Genomic DNA, 17,137 nt, shown 5'->3' on the forward strand with positions numbered 1-17,137 from the left:
GTGATTTCCGTCTAACCGTTGGGTGTAAGTACTATGTCACCACACCTTCTGCAAATTCAGCACAAAACCTGGCAGTATGGTTTCACCGGATAGCGCAGTCGGAGCTTCTAATTGTTCTACAGCCTCACCTGAGCGATAAATTTCTACTCGCTTGGTTTTAGAGTCAAGCAGCCAGCCTAGAAGAACGCCATTGTTGAGGTATTCCTGCATTTTTTCTCGAAGTTTCTCGATCGAGTCACTGATAGACCGCAATTCCACTACAAACGCAGGGGCTAACGGCGAGAATTCCTCGTGCTTTTGCTCGTCAGTAAGGTTCTCCCATTGAGCGGTGCTGACCCAGGCAGCATCGGGCGATCGTACCGCTCCATTCGGCAGAGTGAACCCTGTAGACGAGTCAAACACAATGCCTGAGTTGGTGCGATCGTTCCAGTTCCAAAGTTGAGCCGTCAGACCGGAGTTTTGCTTCCCCGTCCAAGAATAAGTGGGGGGCATGATGATTACCTCTCCGGTCGCAGTCATTTCTAGCCGCAAATTTTGGTTGACGTGACAGAGTTCGACAAATTCTGTCAAGGTTAGTCGAGGAATTTTGAGTGCGATCTCGTTCATATTTCACCTCTGTTAGCTGCGCCGCCCCAGCATTTTGTCCCGAAGATGTTTAATCTTGTCTCGATATTTTGCAGCCTCTTCAAACTCCATGTTTTTGGCAGATTCTTTCATCTGCGCTTCGAGTTGAACGATCAGGTTTGGAATATTTTCGAGCGGAATTTCGTCTGCTTTTTCATAGACTTGATCGAGTTCCTGCGCGTTGAGCCGGCGCGAGACTTCTAAGAAAGACAGAATTGAATTGCCCGATCGCTTGATGATCGAATAGGGAATAATCCCGTTTTTCTCGTTGTGTTCTTGCTGAACGGCGCGACGCTCCTTAGTCACTTTAATCGCTCTCGCCATGCTGTCGGTCAGATTATCGCCGTAGAGAATCGCCTGACCATCAACGTGACGCGCCGCCCGTCCGATCGTTTGAATCAGCGATCGTTCTGATCTCAAGAAGCCTTCTTTATCAGCATCCAAAATCGCGACGAGCGACACTTCGGGTAAGTCGAGACCTTCTCGCAGCAGGTTAACGCCGATCAGCACGTCAAACAGACCTTCTCGTAAATCTTGAAGGATTTCGATGCGCTCGATCGAGTTGATCTCCGAGTGCAAATAGCGAACTCTGATGCCCCGTTCTTGAAAATATTCGGTCAAATCTTCTGCCATGCGCTTGGTCAGAGTCGTCACCAAAACCCGCTCATTTTTGGGAATCCGCTCTTGAATTTCGCCGAACAAATCGTCCACCTGTCCCTGAGTCGGGCGGACAAAGATTTCGGGATCGAGAACACCTGTCGGTCGAATCACCTGCTCGGCGATGTGATCTTCAGAAAGCTTAACTTCCCACTCTCCAGGGGTAGCAGACACAAAAATACACTGATTTACCTTCTGCCAAAACTCTTCATTTTTGAGAGGGCGATTGTCTGCCGCACTCGGCAACCGAAAGCCGTGATCAATCAGCACCTTTTTGCGCGATTGGTCGCCGTTATACATCGCTCTGATTTGGGGCAACGTGACGTGAGATTCGTCAATCACCAGCAGCCAATCTTTAGGAAAGTAATCGATTAAGCATTCCGGTGAGTCTCCTGCCGAACGTCCTGCTAAGTGACGAGAATAGTTTTCAACGCCATTGCAGAAACCGACTTCTCGCAGCACTTCTAAGTCATATCTCGTGCGTTGGTCAAGGCGTTGCGCTTCGAGCAATTTTCCGTCTTTTTCGAGTTCCTCTAGGCGTTCTTTGAGTTCAGCGTCGATCGCATCACACGCCGATTCGAGTCGATCTTCTGGTGTGACAAAGTGACGAGCGGGATAAATATTCACCGCTTCCATGCTTTGCAGAGTTGCCCCCGTCACTGGATCGATATAGCGAATTGCATCGATTTCATCGCCAAAGAACTCGACGCGAATAATCCGATCTTCGTAAGCAGGTCCAATCTCCAACACATCGCCTTTGACTCGGAATTTCCCCCGACCCAAATCGAGATCATTGCGGCTATATTGCACCGACACCAAATCTCGCAAGATCTGACGCTGATTGACCTCCTCGCCCATCCGCAGCGGAATCGCCGCATTCAAATATTCACTCGGAATTCCTAATCCGTAGATGCAGCTAATCGAGGCAACGACAATCACATCTTTGCGCTCAAACAGCGATCGGGTCGCCGAGTGCCGCAGCATATCAATTTCGTCGTTGATCGAAGCCGTCTTCTCAATAAACGTATCGCTAACGGGAATGTATGCCTCTGGCTGATAGTAGTCGTAATAACTGATGAAATATTCAACCGCGTTGTCCGGGAAGAATTCGCGCAACTCATTGCAAAGCTGGGCTGCCAGAGTTTTGTTGTGCGCCAATACTAACGTCGGTCTACCCAAATTTTCGATTACACGCGCGATCGTGTGAGTTTTTCCGGTTCCCGTTGCGCCGCGTAGAGTTTGATATTGAGTTCCGGCTTCGATGCTTTTAACGAGAGTGGCGATCGCGCTGGGTTGGTCGCCTGTCGGTTCAAACGGGGCTTGAATGTGAAAGTCTGCCATGTCTAGATAGAAGTCCAGATTTGTTGATTTTGGCTCAAACTCTTGTCTAGTCGCTGAGAGTCAGGCAACCTAATTTTCTCTAGTGTAACGATCTTAGGGAGTTGATCGCTGGGTGGAGTTTTTGGATACGATCGCTGCCAATTCTCAAACTCAACTTCTGTCTAAATGCGCGTCCCGTAACTGGAATCGGCTAGTGATGTTCCTACAGTTGACCAAGCAACACACTGTATTCTGCATGAGAACCAACCCAGAACCAAATCACTGTGCCATCATCTAACTGACCGACTGCTCGGTAGTCTCTGTTGATTCGTACAGAGTAAATTGGCAACTTGGGATGAACTTTCTTAAATCGCAAGCTGGGATAATTGGGATCTTGCTTGAATTGCCGATACGCTTTGCGGGTCTGGTCTTGAACCTGCTCCGGTAAGGCAGCAACCATTTTACGAAATTGAGCAGTGGTTCGAGATTTCACAATGTCTCTGGATCTAAGTCCTGAGTTTTGCCTGCACGATGCTCAGCCATTGCCTCGGCAGCAAGTTTAGCCAACAAATCTGGGGAACGCGCAAAGGACTCGTCCCACTGCTGATCCTCTTCGAGTTCTTCCATGATCAGGGTGGCGATCGCATCTTGCTCTTTGGTCGGCAAAGTTTTTAGTCGGGCGATCGCTCGTTCAAGTAATTCGGTCATGACTACACCACTCAAGTAAGGTCAGCTTTCTTCATTATGCTTTTTGTCTCAGCCATTATGATGCTCTACGATTCTGTACAGCATCTTTCTAGAAACAGCTTTCATAGAAATAGCTCAACTAAATGCTTCTCGCTCACTTGCAACTTCTAACCAACCTCCGATCGCATCTTCAAGCATCTCTAATAAATGCTCATAACTCTCCCCCCAAGTGTGACATCCCGGAAGAGCAGAGACAGAGGCGCACCATACATCATCTTCTTGCCAAATAAGTACCTTGATTTTCATCAGGGTATCGCTTACGAGAAATTCAGTTACGTCGATCGCTCTCATTCAATATTTTTACTTTGAGCAGGAGAACAGCACGGGCATTTCAAAATCTACGTCCTCAAACCTGTCTAGTTGACTTTCGACCTGAGGCTATAGACGAGAGTTAGTACAGATGTACTATAAAGCGAACCACGCAGAAGAGACCCAATAGTAGGGCGAACGCATACATTTCTCAACACGCTATATCTAGCGAATCTAGACTTCGGTAACACTAAAGTGAAGGCAGACATTCTCAACAAGCACTTGTTGATGAGAATATTCGTAATAAATTGCCTCATATCTCGCCTTATTGAGATATTAAGAAACGTATGCGTTCGCCCTACGTCCACAAGCCCCGAACTAAAAACAATTCAGAGTTTCACCTTATAATGGTTGTTCCCTAAGTTTCTCTGAGCTAACCACAAGACGAGCTTAGGCATCTAAGATCACAGCAGAGGGCTTCAGATAGGGTTATGCAATTCATCGATCAGGCAGAAATTCAGGTTCAGGCGGGTGACGGAGGCGATGGCATCATCGGCTTTAGACGCGAGAAATATGTCCCCGCAGGTGGACCATCAGGCGGAAACGGCGGCAGAGGCGGGTCTGTAATCCTCCAAGTGAGTGAAGACCTGCAAACCTTGCTAGACTTCCGCTACAACCGTCTTTATAAAGCAGAAAACGGACAGAAAGGCGGAAACAATAAACGGACGGGCGCATCAGCCGACGATTTGATTATTGAAGTTCCCTGTGGCACCGTCATCTACGACACTCAGACCGACGAACCGATCGGCGATCTCACCGAAAACGGTCAAACATTTTGCGTTGCCAAAGGCGGTCGGGGCGGTGCCGGAAACCACTGCTTCCTCAGCAATCATAATCGCGCTCCCGAACGAGCCTTGCCCGGTCAAGAAGGCGAAGGTCGGTTTCTGCGATTAGAACTCAAATTGCTGGCAGAAGTGGGAATAATCGGCTTACCCAACGCCGGAAAATCGACGCTGATTTCGGCACTGTCAGCGGCTCGTCCCAAAATTGCCGACTATCCGTTTACGACGCTGATCCCCAACTTGGGCGTGGTTCGCAAACCCACCGGAGACGGCACCGTGTTTGCTGACATTCCTGGATTGATTGAAGGGGCACACACTGGCTTAGGGTTAGGACACGACTTTTTGCGGCACATCGAACGGACTCGCTTGCTGCTGCACCTAGTCGATGCCACCGCCGAAGACCCGATCGCGGACTATCACACCATCACTCAAGAACTGCACGCCTATGGGCGCGGCTTGCCCGATCGTCCTCAAATCATCGCCCTCAACAAAACCGATGCTGTGGATGTCGATCGAGACTTGGGTGCGATCGTGGCTCAACTCCAGACCCTCACAAGTTCCCCAGTCTTTATAATCTCTGCCGTCACCCGCGCAGGGTTAGAGCCATTGCTCAATCAAATTTGGCAACAGCTAGACGCGATGAAGGCAGCCGAGGAGGTTGAGCAAGCTATCTTGGTTTGAGCGCTAGTTCGGTTGAGCCACTCTCGTTCCCAACGGTGAACTGCCTTGTGGAGTCGTTCCAGAAGGCACAGGGGGTTGGGTTGGCTGACTCGGATTGGTAGCCCCTTGAGGCGGAACAGGTTGACTGAAATATTGATAGGTGAGACGAGACACCTTGCGAATCAACTCTTCAGCGCGCTCATCATCACGCGGGCGCTTGACCAGTGCCCCAATCAGATAACGCTTACCGCTAGGCATATCAACCACGCCGACATCTCCGATTAGAGTGCCAATGCTGCCCGTTTTGTGGGCGATCGTCGCTCCTTCACCCAAGCCAGTTGGCAGCAGCGATGAATTGGCGGTGCGACGCATGATGTCTAACAGACGATCGCGCGATCGTAGAGACATAAGTTTGCCATTCGTGACTAGCCCTAATGCCGTGACCAGATCTTGCGAACTGCTAGTATTAGTGCCTGCGATATCCGGTAATGGGTTGCGAATAGCGGTGCTGGTCAAGCCCCACGACTGAAAGCGCTGAGTCAAGACATCTTTGCCGCCTAAGCGATCGATCAGCATATTGGTTGCAGTGTTATCGCTGACGGTGATCATTTTAGTCGCCGTTTCTAATGCGGTGAATTGGGTTCCGGGGGGCTGATATTGCATCTCACCAGACTCGGTGGCGATTAGATCAGGGCGCATTGTCAGCAGTTCATCAAGATGAATCTTGCCCGCATCCACATCTTGAAAAAACGCCACTAAGACTGGAAGTTTAATCGTGCTAGCACAGGGCAAGGCAACCGAGGCATTGATGTTGAGAAACGCATTTGTATCTAAATCGACGAGCATCACACTAGAGTTCAGTTGGGGCTGTTGAGCCACTAAAGTTTGAATGTCGTTCTTCAAAGGCAAAATTTCTTGCCCTAGAGTCAGTGCCGATGCCTGTTCTAAAGGAGTTGCCGGAACGGTTGCAGTTTGTTCAGTCTTGTCTGACTGAGAAGCTCCGGCTGCAAAGTAACGAGCGGGGTCCCAAGCCGACAGAATGGTTCCGGCGAGAACTCCCAAGCCGACTCCCAAAATCAGTAGGCGAGTGCCGTAGACTAGAGCAGTGCCCGATCGAGTACGAGGACGGGGCGGAGTGCTGACCGTGCCAGCAGACAGCATAGAAACCTTGCGAGGCTTGCGGCGGCGTCGATTTGTATTTGCCGCTGTGGGGTTAGGGACGGGCTTAAGACGGCGGCTTTCAGCAGGAGAACTTGCCCCGTTGCGGCGGCGATCGCGCAGGTCTTTCAGGCGCTCTCCGCTACCTAGTTTTTCGTCGAACTTTAAGGGTGGGCGTGGAGCGCGGGAGCCAGCTTTCTGCCCGTTGGGAGCCGGAGAAACAGGTGGCTTTCGACCTCGTGAAGGCATTTCTGGTTTGCGCGATCGACCGTCTGCGGGACGTTGACGAGACGCTTTGACAGAGCGAGGAACTGGCACAAAACGCATAGACGCATCTTGCTGATGAGTTGAAGAACTGTCCTCAGACGGCAGAGTTGGGTCGTTGCCAGATTCCCACATTGAGATAGCTCCCTGTTGATGAACGTGATTGAATGGACGAGTTTTGAACGGTTATTACAGGTGCCCTTTACCGCTGTAGGACAACCAATCTGGAAGAAGACTTTGCCGCTGGATGTAGGGATTTTACATTGAGTTAGGCAAATTGTTTAGTAGGAGTCAGAAGATTACCCCACTACTCGTCTCTTTGGTTAAGTGCCCACTCGCCCTGACGTAAGATGCCTCTCAATAAAGCGACTTCGGGGGCTGATGGGTAAGCGCGATTGAGGAGCCGTCTAAATTTCTCCATGCGGCTGTTGGCGGTGTGAGGGTGAAGATAGCCGATTTTGAGCAAGAGTCGTTCAAGATGTTGACAATAGGCTTCAATTTCGTCTAAAGGTGCAGGGTTCAAGGTTTGGGTATCGGGTGCAAAAGATCGGACTTCTGACCTCTCGCTGTCAAGTGCTTGAGACAGTTCATAACAGCAGATTGCGACTGCCTGCGCCAAATTTAACGATGGATAAATCGGGCTAGACGGAATATAGACGAACCGTTGAGCAAACTTGAGTTCCTCGTTGCTGAGTCCCCGTTCTTCGGCTCCGAAGATCAGGGCAGTTTGTCCGTCTGTTTGAAAATCTTCTAATAGCCAAGGCAAGGCATCTCTGGGATGTTCAAGAGGCATATCCAGCGATCGAGTTCTGACCGTAGTGGCGATCGCTCGGTGACATCCTCTCAGCGCATCTGGCAGCGTCTTCGCAACTTGCGCGGCTGCTAACACGTCATTGGCATGGACTGCCATTTGTCGCGCCTCTGCTGATCGGGGATCGCATTGAGGATTCACCAAAATCAGATGATATAGCCCCATGTTTTTCATAATGCGGGCGATCGAGCCAACATTCAGCGCCCCGGCTGGCTCTACTAAAATAATGCGGACTCGATCGAGGGCAGATTCAGTCATGGCAGAGAAGTTCGAGGAATTCTGACAGGCGCTTTAATTTTGCGTTCTAATTTAGAAAGCTCAACACGTTTCAACATTCTCTCAACTATGGGACGCGATCGCGCTAAGTCTGATTTACCGACAAAAGTGTGCCCGGTTTGCGGGTTGCCGTTCACCTGGCGCAAAAAATGGGAGAAAAACTGGGACGAGGTGAAATATTGCTCAGAACGGTGCCGCCGTCGCCGCTCTAATGCAAAAGAATAGGGACACATCAAAACCATGCCCCTTTCTAGACCTGGTGGATTTTAAGGCAAGCTCGATACCGACTGTGAGCCTTTTTGCTCGGCATACATCGCCCTAAGCACCATTGCAGGATCAACTAACTGACGAGCATATTTCAAACCCCAGTGTAAATGAGGTCCAGTCGTGCGTCCGGTCATGCCAACACGACCAATTCGAGCACCCGCAGGAACCATCTGTCCTTGCCAAATTTGAATGCCACCCGTGCGATCGCTTAGATATTTGCCATTGCCATCGGTTTCGACACGACCATTCATGTGGCAATAGACGTGCTCCCAGTCACCGGATTGGATCACGATCGAGGTGCCGCAAGCGGTGTTGTCAGAGACTTCAACTACTTTGCCTGTCCACCAACTGCGAATATAGCTGCCTTCGGGGGCTGCCATATCTAACCCTCGGTGAAACTCTTGATTGACGGCTCCATCGGGCGATTGTCGATAGCCAAACGGAGACGTATAGCCCTGAAAATTTTCGACGGGGAAGGATGCACCTTGCCACGCGCGCGCGACGGCTGCTTGAGTTGATCCAGGTTCTAAAGCAGTTGCGTTGCCTTGACTCCATCCGAGTAAGAGAGCGGTCACAAAGCCCAATCCTACGAGTAGAACCAGGTATTTTTTGAAGGCGGATCTGAGTCGGATCATGAATGATTTCAGGGCTTGCTGCATTCCTTCGCTCCTTGAGAGGGTTGTTAGGGGAGATTAAGCGATCGGGCATCCCAATCCAGGGTTTGGCTTGGCTGCTGTGACCAAGGCTCATTTAAGCACAAAAATCTTGGTGCGTCCTGGAATTTTACCCTCACCTCTTTCTCAAGGTAGTTGGCAAATCACGGAGACTTTACTGAATCTTTAAGGTCTGGCTATGGAAATATGCGGAGACCAGTCTTCTAGAAGGCTAATTTAGCGAGACCTAGATAAGAAATTCCGATCGGAGTTATGTCAAAACGGCAGGGCAACACCTCTAAACCAAGGGCGATCGCCTCTCGCAATAACTGACCATAGACCGGATCGGCACCGTCTCCGGGCGCAAATTGGTCACAGTCACCACGATTGATAAAATACAGCATCACCGCTCTTGACTGGGGCAACAGAGACATCAGTTCTCGCAGATGTTTTTGTCCGCGTGTGGTTACGGTGTCGGGAAATACGGCGATCGTCTGATTCGTCCAAGTAGTGCTTTTGACCTCGACGTAAATGGAACGATCGCGATCGTCCATTAACAGAAAGTCGATGCGGCTTTTCTCCTGTCCGTAAGCAACTTCACCTCGAATATCGTGATAACTGCCCAATTCTGGAAACAGATTTTTCTCAAGAGCCAGCTTGACAACTCGGTTGGGCAATGCCGTGTTCACCCCCACCCAAACCGGATAACCATTGTCATTCACCTCAATCATTTCCCAGGTGTAAGGAAGTTTGCGCGTCGGGCTATCGCTGCGAGACACCCGCACAGGCTGACCAGGAAGATAAAGTCCCGTCATCGGTCCGGTGTTGGGGCAGTGAGCCGTGATCACCTCTCCTGATGCCAGCTCAATATCGGCAAAAAATCGTTTGTAGCGCTTGAGCAAAATGCCCGAATAGAGCGGAGGATATTGATAAATCAGGGACATAGATGAATTTCTCAGACATCCTCTGGCGGAATTTCTTGTACAAAGTCTATCAACTGATGCGCCATTTGCAACTTGCTGCCCAGCGGACTATGGACTTGACGACCCGATCGATCCAAAAACACTGCCTGATTCGTGTCTACCCCAAACCCGCTGTCGGGTTGGTCGATCGGATTTGCCACGATCGCGTCCAATCCTTTGCGCTGCAATTTCTCTAAGGCGGGCGTGATGATGTCTCCCGATTGAGCCGCAAACCCGATTAGTCGCTGATGAGGATGTTTGAGCGTTGACAACTCTGCCACGATATCGGGCACTTGAGAAAGCGACAGGCGATCAGGCAATTCTCGTTTAGAGAGTTTTTCGGCACTGTAAGCAGCAGGTTTAACATCCGCAACCGCCGCCGCCATCACAATCCAATCTGCATCCGGGAGACATTCACGCATGGCTTGCTGCATCTCAAACGCGCTCGTTGTTGAGATCAGACGAATGTTGCGAAGCGGAGCCAGTAGATGCGCCTCGATCGGAGCATGAACCAACGTCACGATCGCCCCGCGATGCAAAGCCGCCTGCGCCAATGCCACCCCCATTTTGCCTGTTGAAGGATTGCCGATAAAGCGCACCGGATCGAGAAATTCTCGTGTGCCTCCAGCGCTGATTAAGACTCGCTTTCCAGTCAAATCCTGCTTGCCCTGAGTGTGCAGCAGCGAATAGATTTGGGGCAACAGTTCTTCGGGTTCTGCCATCCGCCCGGTGCCGACGCGATCGCACGCCAAAACGCCCTCCCCCGGATTGGCAACGTGATAGCGAAAATCGGTCTGAATCTGTCGCCAATTGCGCTGCACACTCTGCTGCTGCCACATATCGGTGTTCATCGCGGGGGCAAGCAGCACGGGGCACGTCGAAGCCAAAACGGTGTTAGTCAGCAGATTATCTGCCATACCGTAGGTTAACTTTGCCAACGTGTTAGCAGTGAGGGGCGCAATCACAAAGACTTCTGCCCATTCACCCAGCGCAATGTGAAGCGGACGATCGTGCGTCGGTTGCCAAAAAGAATCGTCTGTGTGAGCAGAATGGCGACTGAGCGTGGCAAACGTCAACGGAGTCACAAACGCTTTGGCAGAGTTAGTCAAAATCACCTGCACCTCTGCCCCATCTTTTGCCAGCGTCGAGACAACCGCACAGACTTTGTAGGCAGCGATGCCGCCGCCTACCCCGATCAAAACGCGTCTACCCTGCACAATCTAAGCTTCGTCAAACGACTCTAGATCTAATAGATAGAGATAGGGTTCGACCAATATAGGGCGCTGGAATGCGATCGCGCGCAGCAAATGCCAGTCGTTTAACCCGTCAAACACGTTGTCATAGTTGTCTTGCTCTAGTCGCGTAGCCAGTTCTGCTACGTCAACTTCGGTCAATTTAGAAACCGCTACCTGTTCGATATGTGAAGTGGTCATACTCCGCGCCTCCCTAGCTGTTCTCGCATATTAGCCAACTTCAACTACACTAACCCATCTTTTCGCACGAAATTTTACCTAGACCTTGGGGAGGATGCAAAACTGTAGCGTTTCAGGTTGTTTGATGAATAATTCCTAACCGATGGTTTTTTGAATAAATTGCTGCATTGCACTCAGGACTAGCGGTGAAATTTCGTGTCCCATATCAAATTCTTTATAGGTAATGGTGGCATTTAGAGTTGAGAGACGATCGTGAGCACTTCGAGCCGCCGAGAGAGGAACCACAGAGTCTTGTCGCCCATGCACCATCAAAATAGGAGGATAAACAGACTCTTGAGGCGAGACGGCTCCGTGCAGATAGCCACTCAGCACCATCAATCCCGCCAAAGGCAAATGCAGCCCGACATCAAGCGTCATTGCGCCTCCTTGAGAAAACCCACCCAATATCGTTTTGGATAACGGAACTCCGGTGCTGGCTTCGAGGGAGATCAGCCAGTCGGTTAGCAGTTGTCGGCTGGTGACTAAATCGGATTGCATACTGATGTCGCCGCCAAAGGTCAAATTTTCTGACAAGTCGTACCACATCTTGCCGCCAATGCCTTGGGGGTGAGGAAAGGGAGCATCGGGCACCACAAACTGATCGTTAGGCAGTTCTAGCATTGAGCATAGAAACGCTACGTCTTGAGCGTTTGCACCCCAACCGTGCAGGATAACAATTAAGCCAGTCGGGGGTTTACCAGATTTTGGAGGAATCGCGATCGCGTTTAGAGACACAGGTTTTATCGAGTCATCAACGTTACCAATCTACGACAATCAGGGTGTTGCTTCTTCACTCTTTGGGTGTCAAAAAATTAGTAGGCAGCAATGGGAATGGAGACTCCTCCCCGTCGTTCTGCGATTTCGCGATCGAGTTCTTCGCGGCTAAGGAGCGGTTCTCCTGATGCCACGATTTGAGCGCGAAGTTCGCGGAGCTTTTTACCTAGTGAGCTGGGTTCAGCTTTGGCAGGTTCTTGCTGGTTGGGCAGTGAGTCAATGAACGCTAGAACTTGCTGCTGTTGTTCTGAGTCCAGCTTTTGCAATTTTTCGACGACTAATTCTTCGATACTCATCGCATCTGTCAGAATAGGATTGCTTTTATTCTACGATTTAGGACTGTTATTTTCTCAGAATTTAACTTGTTAGTAGAAACTAGATTTGATGAAAGGTAATCTTCAGGTCGTCGCGTTGCAGTTCCCAAAGGGTAATCGCCCATTCTTCCAGCGCTTCCCTTATTCTGAAAGATGCGATTTAACGACTGAGGACTTTAGATTCATGGCACGTCTAGCACTGCTGAGTGTATCTGACAAAACAGGACTGATTGATCTAGCACAAAGCCTAGTCGAAAAATTCGGGTTCGACATTATCAGTAGTGGTGGCACCGCGACCGCATTAAAAGAAGCGGGTTTGCCCGTCACAAAAGTTTCTGACTACACGGGAGCGCCTGAGATCTTGGGCGGACGAGTGAAAACGCTGCATCCACGAATTCATGGCGGCATCTTGGCGCGGCGTGATTTGCCTGACCATTTGGCAGACTTAGAGGCGCAGAATATTCGCCCGATCGACCTTGTGGTGGTCAATCTTTATCCGTTTGAGCAAACGATCGCGAAACTTAATGTGACGTTAGCAGATGCGATCGAGAATATCGATATCGGCGGTCCGGCTATGCTGCGGGCATCGGCTAAGAATTTCGCTCATCTCACGGTGTTGTGCAATTCGAGTCAATATGATGCTTATCTCCAAGAGTTGAGACAAAACGCTGGAAACGCGTCTCTCTCGTTTCGTCAAAGCTGTGCGTTGCAGGCATTTCAGCACACGGCGAGCTACGATCGTGCCATTTCAGCCTATCTAGAAAAACAAGCTTCAGAACGCGACGGACTTCCAACCAACTTCACCTTGACGGGACATCAACTGCAAGCGTTGCGCTATGGCGAAAATCCGCATCAACCTGCTGCCTGGTATCAAACGGGAGCTACGCCCACAGGCTGGGCATCTGCGACAAAGCTTCAGGGAAAAGAACTGAGCTACAACAATTTAGTTGATCTAGAAGCTGCCCGACAAATCATTGCTGAATTTGCCGCTTTGGACAATGATCCAGCCGCGACGATCATTAAACATACAAACCCCTGTGGATCAGCGATGGGATCATCGTTATTAGAGGCATACGAGAAAGCATTTAATGCAGACTCGACCTCGGCATTTGGCGGAATTGTGGCATTCAATCGCTCGATCGACACCGCAACTGCAACAGCTTTAACCAAAACCTTTTTAGAGTGCATCGTTGCTCCAGGAATCGAGGCTGAAGCTCAAGAAATTCTGCAAGCTAAATCGAAGCTGCGAGTGTTGCTGCTGCCAGATTTGCTAAGTGGTGCAAAAGAAACGGTAAGGTCGATCGCCGGAGGATTTCTCGCTCAAACCTCAGACGATATCGTAGCTGACCCAACTCAGTGGCAAATACCCACCGAGAAAAAACCGACTTCAGCCCAGCTTGCAGAACTGCTGTTTGCTTGGAAGATTTGTAAGCACGTCAAATCTAACGCGATCGTTGTCACCCAAAGTCGCACGACGATCGGAGTCGGGGCAGGGCAAATGAATCGAGTCGGATCGGTTAAACTCGCCTTAGAGCAAGCAGGTGAAAAATCTAACGGATCGGTTCTTGCCAGTGATGGATTTTTCCCGTTTGATGACTCTGTGCGATCGGCGGCAGCAGCAGGAATTGCGGCAATTATTCAACCGGGTGGAAGTCTGCGAGATCAAGAGTCGATCGACGCAGCCAATGAGTTAGGCATCGTCATGGTGTTCACGGGCATACGGCACTTTTTACATTAAACCAATTATGCTAAGTCTTACAACCTTCCTCGCACACGGAGAACTCTCGATGCCCTTGGATAAGATTCCAGAATCGGTTAAGGTCTATAGCCAGTTTGCGCATCCTGCTTTAATGTGGGTGCTGTTTGGATTGACGATTTACGCCCTGTATTTGGGTGTACAAATCCGTCGAACTCGCGCCGCGGAAGGCGATCTCAAGAAAGAACTGATTAAAGGAAAGTTCAATCTTAAGCATTATCAAATTGGGTCAGTGGTGTTGGCGCTGATGGTGGTGGGTTCGATCGCTGGCATGGTGGTCACCTACATCAACAATGGCAAGCTGTTTGTTGGGTCTCACCTACTAGCAGGGCTGGGAATGACGGCGTTGATCGCGCTGTCGGCTGCTCTGTCGCCGTTTATGCAGAAAGGACAGGATTGGGCACGCTACACGCACATTTCTTTGAATGTGGTGATTATGAGTTTGTTTGGTTGGCAAGCGCTGACGGGTGTGCAAATCGTGCAGCGAATTATTAGCAAAATGTAGGACTCGATCGAGGGTTTGATTTTGAAACGGTAAACCCCCAAATTTTGACTTGGGGGTTGTTTTTTGGGATTGGGTAATAGGGTGCGATCGTCGGGAAGAGAGACGTTCTACCAGAACGTCTCTACGGGGATTTTTTGTTGAATGACAACTTTTTATCGGTCAAATCAACCAGGATTGTGTCGCCATCGACGAAGGTGTTTTCTAACAGTTTGGTAGCGATCGGGTTCTGCAATTCTCGCTGAATGGCACGCTTTAACGGACGAGCACCATAAACTGGGTCATAGCCCAAATCAGCAATGTAGGTTCGAGCCGCTTCGGTGAGTTCGATGATGATTTTTTTGTCGGCTAACATGGCTTGAATGCGTCTCAGTTGCAACACGACGATTTCGCCCAACTCAGCCCGACTGAGCGGATGGAAGAGAATCGTGTCATCGATCCGATTCAGAAACTCAGGACGAAAATGCTTTTGGAGGGCAGTCATCACCCGACGCTGCATCTCGTCGTATTTAGAATCATCCCCAGCGACATCGAGAATGTGTTCACTGCCGATGTTGCTTGTCATCACAATCACGGTGTTGCTGAAGTCGATCGTTCTGCCTTGTGAATCCGTAATTCGCCCGTCGTCTAACACTTGTAGCAAAATGTTAAACACGTCGGGGTGGGCTTTCTCGACTTCATCCATCAGCACGACTGAGTAGGGTTTGCGACGCACCGCTTCTGCCAGTTGCCCGCCTTCTTCATAGCCGATATATCCGGGAGGCGCACCGATTACGCGCATCACAGAGCTTTTGTCCATATATTCAGACATATCCATCCGCACCATTGCGTCGTCAGCATCAAAAAGAAACTGCGCGAGTGCTTTGGCAAGCTCGGTTTTGCCAACTCCGGTGGGACCCATAAAGAGGAATGATCCGATCGGGCGACCGGGATCTTTCATGCCCGATCGAGCGCGTCGAATGGCGGCTGACACGGCTTCAACGGCATCGTGTTGACCGATGACTCGATGGTGCAAATGGTGTTCTAGAGTCAGAAGTTTTTGTCGCTCTGACTCCAGCAACCGATTCACCGGAATGCCTGTCCACTTGGCAACGATTTCAGCAATATCAGCCTCAGACACTTGTTCTCTAAGCAGTGTTGAGCCGTTATTCTGCATTTCTAGTAGTTGAGCTTCTTGTGCCTCTAGACTGTGCTGAACGGTGCTGAGGCGATCGTATTTTAGCTTGGCAGCCGTGTTGAGGTCGTATGCCCGTTCCGCTTGCTCAATTTGCACTTTAAGCTGTTCTTCTTCTTCTTTGAGGTGGTTAATTCCCTCTAAAATTTGCTTTTCATTTTGCCATTGAGAACTCAGCCCTTGATGCTTTTCGCCCAATTCGTCAATTTCTTGCTGAATGCGCTCTAAGCGGTCTTTTGAGGGACGAAACGCGGTTCCTGTCGATGTCGTTTTACCTTCGCCTTCAAGAGAAAGTTTCTCCATTTCTAGCTGCATCAGACGACGATCGATAGTTTCTAACTCAACAGGTTTTGAGGTGATCTCCATTTTGAGTTTGGCGGCGGCTTCGTCTACTAAATCGATCGCTTTGTCGGGCAAGAAGCGATCGGCGATATAGCGACTTGAAAGCGTGGCAGCAGCGACTAAAGCGGAATCGGTAATTTTCACCTGATGGTGAACTTCATAGCGATTCTTGAGTCCCCGTAGAATCGAGATCGTGTCTTCAACAGACGGCTGCTCGACTAACACTTGCTGAAATCGCCGTTCTAAGGCGGCATCTTTCTCGATGTATTTGCGATATTCATCGAGCGTGGTCGCACCAATGCAGCGCAGTTCGCCTCGCGCCAGCATCGGTTTTAACAGGTTTCCCGCATCCATGTTGCCTTGTGATGCCCCCGCTCCAACCACCGTGTGAAGCTCGTCGATAAAGAGAACGACTTGCCCATCGGAATTGATCACTTCTTTGAGAACAGCGCGGAGACGGTCTTCAAATTCGCCGCGATATTTAGCCCCCGCGATCAGAGACCCCATATCGAGCGAGATCAGGACGCGATTTTTCAACGATTCGGGCACGTCGTTGTTGACGATGCGCTGGGCGAGTCCTTCAGCGATCGCGGTTTTCCCGACTCCCGGTTCGCCAATCAGCACGGGGTTATTTTTCGTCCGGCGAGACAGCACTTGAATCACGCGCCGAATCTCTTCATCTCGTCCAATCACGGGATCGATCTTTCCAGCTTTTGCCTTTTCGGTGAGGTCTTGTCCAAATTTTTCTAGCGCCGAGTAGCGAGATTCAGGGCTTTGATCGGTGACTTTTTGACTGCCGCGCACCTCTTTAATCGCGGTTTCCAAAGTCGCGGTGTCGAGATTAAAGGCTCGAAGTAGTTTCATCCCCAATCGAGGATCGTTAGCAAACCCGATTAAGAAATGCTCGATCGAGATAAAGTCATCTTGCCAATTGTTGCGCGCTAACTCAGAGCGATCGAGCAGCGTATCTAAATAGCGACCCAAATAAAGCTGCTCAGTGTTGCCGACCTTGGGCTGTCGTTTAGCGTAGTCATCGACCTGCTGCCCCAACTGCTGCACATCGACCCCTGCCTTCGTCAAGATCTTATTTGCCAACCCGTCTTTCTGCTCTAAGACGCTGGTAATCAGATGCTCAACTTCTAAATTTTGGTGTTTATAGCGACGGACAACATCCTGTGCTTGGACGATCGCCTCCCATGCTTTATCGGTAAATTTGCTTGGGTCAGTGGGTTGCATGTTCTCCAGTCGGTCTTTCTAAATCGGCTTCTCTGAATCCCATTGTAGCCTTTAGTGATGGGCTGTTCGCTGTTATT

General features: G+C 50.1%; 18 protein-coding genes. 4 read left to right on the top strand and 14 right to left on the bottom strand.

Annotation, left to right across the window (positions count from 1 at the left end; genetic code table 11):
* Positions 1-36 precede the first annotated feature (36 nt).
* The 5 genes from A8707_RS01090 to A8707_RS01110 all read right to left on the bottom strand — a co-directional run bounded on the left by A8707_RS01090 (position 37) and on the right by A8707_RS01110 (position 3,594).
* Positions 37-606 carry a Uma2 family endonuclease gene (locus A8707_RS01090; RefSeq protein ID WP_068814413.1) on the bottom strand — a complete coding sequence of 190 codons (570 nt, stop codon included), beginning with the start codon at positions 604-606 and terminating at the stop codon, positions 37-39.
* A 12-nt stretch (positions 607-618) separates the two neighbouring features.
* Positions 619-2,622: an excinuclease ABC subunit UvrB gene (gene uvrB / locus A8707_RS01095; RefSeq protein WP_068814414.1), complete on the bottom strand. Its 2,004-nt coding sequence runs from the start codon at positions 2,620-2,622 to the stop codon at positions 619-621.
* 202 nt (positions 2,623-2,824) lie between these two features.
* Positions 2,825-3,094: a type II toxin-antitoxin system RelE family toxin gene (locus tag A8707_RS01100; protein WP_068814415.1), complete on the bottom strand. Its 270-nt coding sequence runs from the start codon at positions 3,092-3,094 to the stop codon at positions 2,825-2,827.
* The gene (locus tag A8707_RS01105) at positions 3,091-3,309 is read right to left on the bottom strand and encodes a hypothetical protein (RefSeq protein WP_068814416.1); all 219 of its coding nucleotides are present in this window, start codon (positions 3,307-3,309) and stop codon (positions 3,091-3,093) included. Before A8707_RS01105 ends, A8707_RS01100 begins: the two co-directional genes overlap by 4 nt.
* A gap of 114 nt (positions 3,310-3,423) precedes the next feature.
* On the bottom strand, positions 3,424-3,594 hold the full coding sequence (locus A8707_RS01110; RefSeq protein ID WP_197484552.1) for a type II toxin-antitoxin system HicB family antitoxin: 171 nt from the start codon (positions 3,592-3,594) through the stop codon (positions 3,424-3,426).
* A 494-nt stretch (positions 3,595-4,088) separates the two neighbouring features.
* Here A8707_RS01110 and obgE point away from each other — a divergent pair, with 494 nt between their 5' ends.
* On the top strand, positions 4,089-5,120 hold the full coding sequence (obgE, locus tag A8707_RS01115; protein WP_068814418.1) for a GTPase ObgE: 1,032 nt from the start codon (positions 4,089-4,091) through the stop codon (positions 5,118-5,120).
* A 3-nt stretch (positions 5,121-5,123) separates the two neighbouring features.
* Here obgE and A8707_RS01120 read toward each other — a convergent pair whose 3' ends face one another.
* Positions 5,124-6,656 carry a serine hydrolase gene (locus A8707_RS01120; RefSeq protein ID WP_082906173.1) on the bottom strand — a complete coding sequence of 511 codons (1,533 nt, stop codon included), beginning with the start codon at positions 6,654-6,656 and terminating at the stop codon, positions 5,124-5,126.
* Positions 6,657-6,828: 172 nt separating this feature from the next.
* Complete coding sequence (locus A8707_RS01125) at positions 6,829-7,590, bottom strand: RNA methyltransferase (protein ID WP_068814419.1); 762 nt, start codon at positions 7,588-7,590, stop codon at positions 6,829-6,831.
* Between the two features lie 87 nt (positions 7,591-7,677).
* Between A8707_RS01125 and A8707_RS26635 the strand changes: the two genes are divergently transcribed.
* Complete coding sequence (locus A8707_RS26635) at positions 7,678-7,833, top strand: DUF2256 domain-containing protein (protein WP_074382444.1); 156 nt, start codon at positions 7,678-7,680, stop codon at positions 7,831-7,833.
* A gap of 41 nt (positions 7,834-7,874) precedes the next feature.
* On the opposite strand, the gene A8707_RS01135 is transcribed toward A8707_RS26635, so the two are convergent.
* The 6 genes from A8707_RS01135 to A8707_RS01160 form a co-directional block, all read right to left on the bottom strand.
* Positions 7,875-8,450: a M23 family metallopeptidase gene (locus A8707_RS01135; protein ID WP_231947884.1), complete on the bottom strand. Its 576-nt coding sequence runs from the start codon at positions 8,448-8,450 to the stop codon at positions 7,875-7,877.
* Between the two features lie 302 nt (positions 8,451-8,752).
* Entirely contained in the window at positions 8,753-9,472 is a 720-nt protein-coding gene (gene sfsA, locus A8707_RS01140) for a DNA/RNA nuclease SfsA (RefSeq protein WP_068814422.1), read from the bottom strand.
* Positions 9,473-9,483: 11 nt separating this feature from the next.
* The gene (gene coaBC, locus A8707_RS01145; RefSeq protein WP_068814423.1) at positions 9,484-10,707 is read right to left on the bottom strand and encodes a bifunctional phosphopantothenoylcysteine decarboxylase/phosphopantothenate--cysteine ligase CoaBC; all 1,224 of its coding nucleotides are present in this window, start codon (positions 10,705-10,707) and stop codon (positions 9,484-9,486) included.
* Between the two features lie 3 nt (positions 10,708-10,710).
* Positions 10,711-10,923 carry a protein IsiD gene (isiD, locus tag A8707_RS01150; RefSeq protein ID WP_068814424.1) on the bottom strand — a complete coding sequence of 71 codons (213 nt, stop codon included), beginning with the start codon at positions 10,921-10,923 and terminating at the stop codon, positions 10,711-10,713.
* Between the two features lie 135 nt (positions 10,924-11,058).
* On the bottom strand, positions 11,059-11,697 hold the full coding sequence (locus tag A8707_RS01155) for an alpha/beta hydrolase (RefSeq protein ID WP_068814425.1): 639 nt from the start codon (positions 11,695-11,697) through the stop codon (positions 11,059-11,061).
* 77 nt (positions 11,698-11,774) lie between these two features.
* On the bottom strand, positions 11,775-12,032 hold the full coding sequence (locus A8707_RS01160; protein ID WP_068814426.1) for a hypothetical protein: 258 nt from the start codon (positions 12,030-12,032) through the stop codon (positions 11,775-11,777).
* A 202-nt stretch (positions 12,033-12,234) separates the two neighbouring features.
* On the opposite strand from A8707_RS01160, the gene purH reads away from it, so the two are divergent.
* Positions 12,235-13,788, top strand: a complete 1,554-nt coding sequence (gene purH, locus A8707_RS01165; RefSeq protein ID WP_068814427.1) for a bifunctional phosphoribosylaminoimidazolecarboxamide formyltransferase/IMP cyclohydrolase — start codon at positions 12,235-12,237, stop codon at positions 13,786-13,788.
* Between the two features lie 7 nt (positions 13,789-13,795).
* Entirely contained in the window at positions 13,796-14,311 is a 516-nt protein-coding gene (locus tag A8707_RS01170; protein ID WP_414858385.1) for a DUF4079 domain-containing protein, read from the top strand.
* 121 nt (positions 14,312-14,432) lie between these two features.
* Here the strand turns inward: A8707_RS01170 and clpB are convergent, their stop codons facing one another.
* A complete protein-coding gene (clpB, locus tag A8707_RS01175; RefSeq protein WP_068814429.1) occupies positions 14,433-17,060 on the bottom strand; it encodes an ATP-dependent chaperone ClpB in 2,628 nt (875 codons plus the stop codon).
* Between the last annotated feature and the right edge of the window lie 77 nt (positions 17,061-17,137).

Source organism: Phormidesmis priestleyi BC1401 (genome assembly GCF_001650195.1).
Taxonomy (GTDB): domain Bacteria; phylum Cyanobacteriota; class Cyanobacteriia; order Leptolyngbyales; family Leptolyngbyaceae; genus Phormidesmis_A; species Phormidesmis_A priestleyi_B.

Coding starts and splice junctions, on each gene's coding strand:
- A8707_RS01090 (WP_068814413.1), bottom strand. CDS start 606: ATGAACGAGATCGCACTCAAAATTCCTCGACTAACCTTGACAGAATTT.
- uvrB (WP_068814414.1), bottom strand. CDS start 2,622: ATGGCAGACTTTCACATTCAAGCCCCGTTTGAACCGACAGGCGACCAA.
- A8707_RS01105 (WP_068814416.1), bottom strand. CDS start 3,309: ATGACCGAATTACTTGAACGAGCGATCGCCCGACTAAAAACTTTGCCG.
- A8707_RS01110 (WP_197484552.1), bottom strand. CDS start 3,594: ATGAAAATCAAGGTACTTATTTGGCAAGAAGATGATGTATGGTGCGCC.
- obgE (WP_068814418.1), top strand. CDS start 4,089: ATGCAATTCATCGATCAGGCAGAAATTCAGGTTCAGGCGGGTGACGGA.
- A8707_RS01120 (WP_082906173.1), bottom strand. CDS start 6,656: ATGTGGGAATCTGGCAACGACCCAACTCTGCCGTCTGAGGACAGTTCT.
- A8707_RS01125 (WP_068814419.1), bottom strand. CDS start 7,590: ATGACTGAATCTGCCCTCGATCGAGTCCGCATTATTTTAGTAGAGCCA.
- A8707_RS26635 (WP_074382444.1), top strand. CDS start 7,678: ATGGGACGCGATCGCGCTAAGTCTGATTTACCGACAAAAGTGTGCCCG.
- sfsA (WP_068814422.1), bottom strand. CDS start 9,472: ATGTCCCTGATTTATCAATATCCTCCGCTCTATTCGGGCATTTTGCTC.
- isiD (WP_068814424.1), bottom strand. CDS start 10,923: ATGACCACTTCACATATCGAACAGGTAGCGGTTTCTAAATTGACCGAA.
- A8707_RS01160 (WP_068814426.1), bottom strand. CDS start 12,032: ATGAGTATCGAAGAATTAGTCGTCGAAAAATTGCAAAAGCTGGACTCA.
- purH (WP_068814427.1), top strand. CDS start 12,235: ATGGCACGTCTAGCACTGCTGAGTGTATCTGACAAAACAGGACTGATT.
- A8707_RS01170 (WP_414858385.1), top strand. CDS start 13,796: ATGCTAAGTCTTACAACCTTCCTCGCACACGGAGAACTCTCGATGCCC.
- clpB (WP_068814429.1), bottom strand. CDS start 17,060: ATGCAACCCACTGACCCAAGCAAATTTACCGATAAAGCATGGGAGGCG.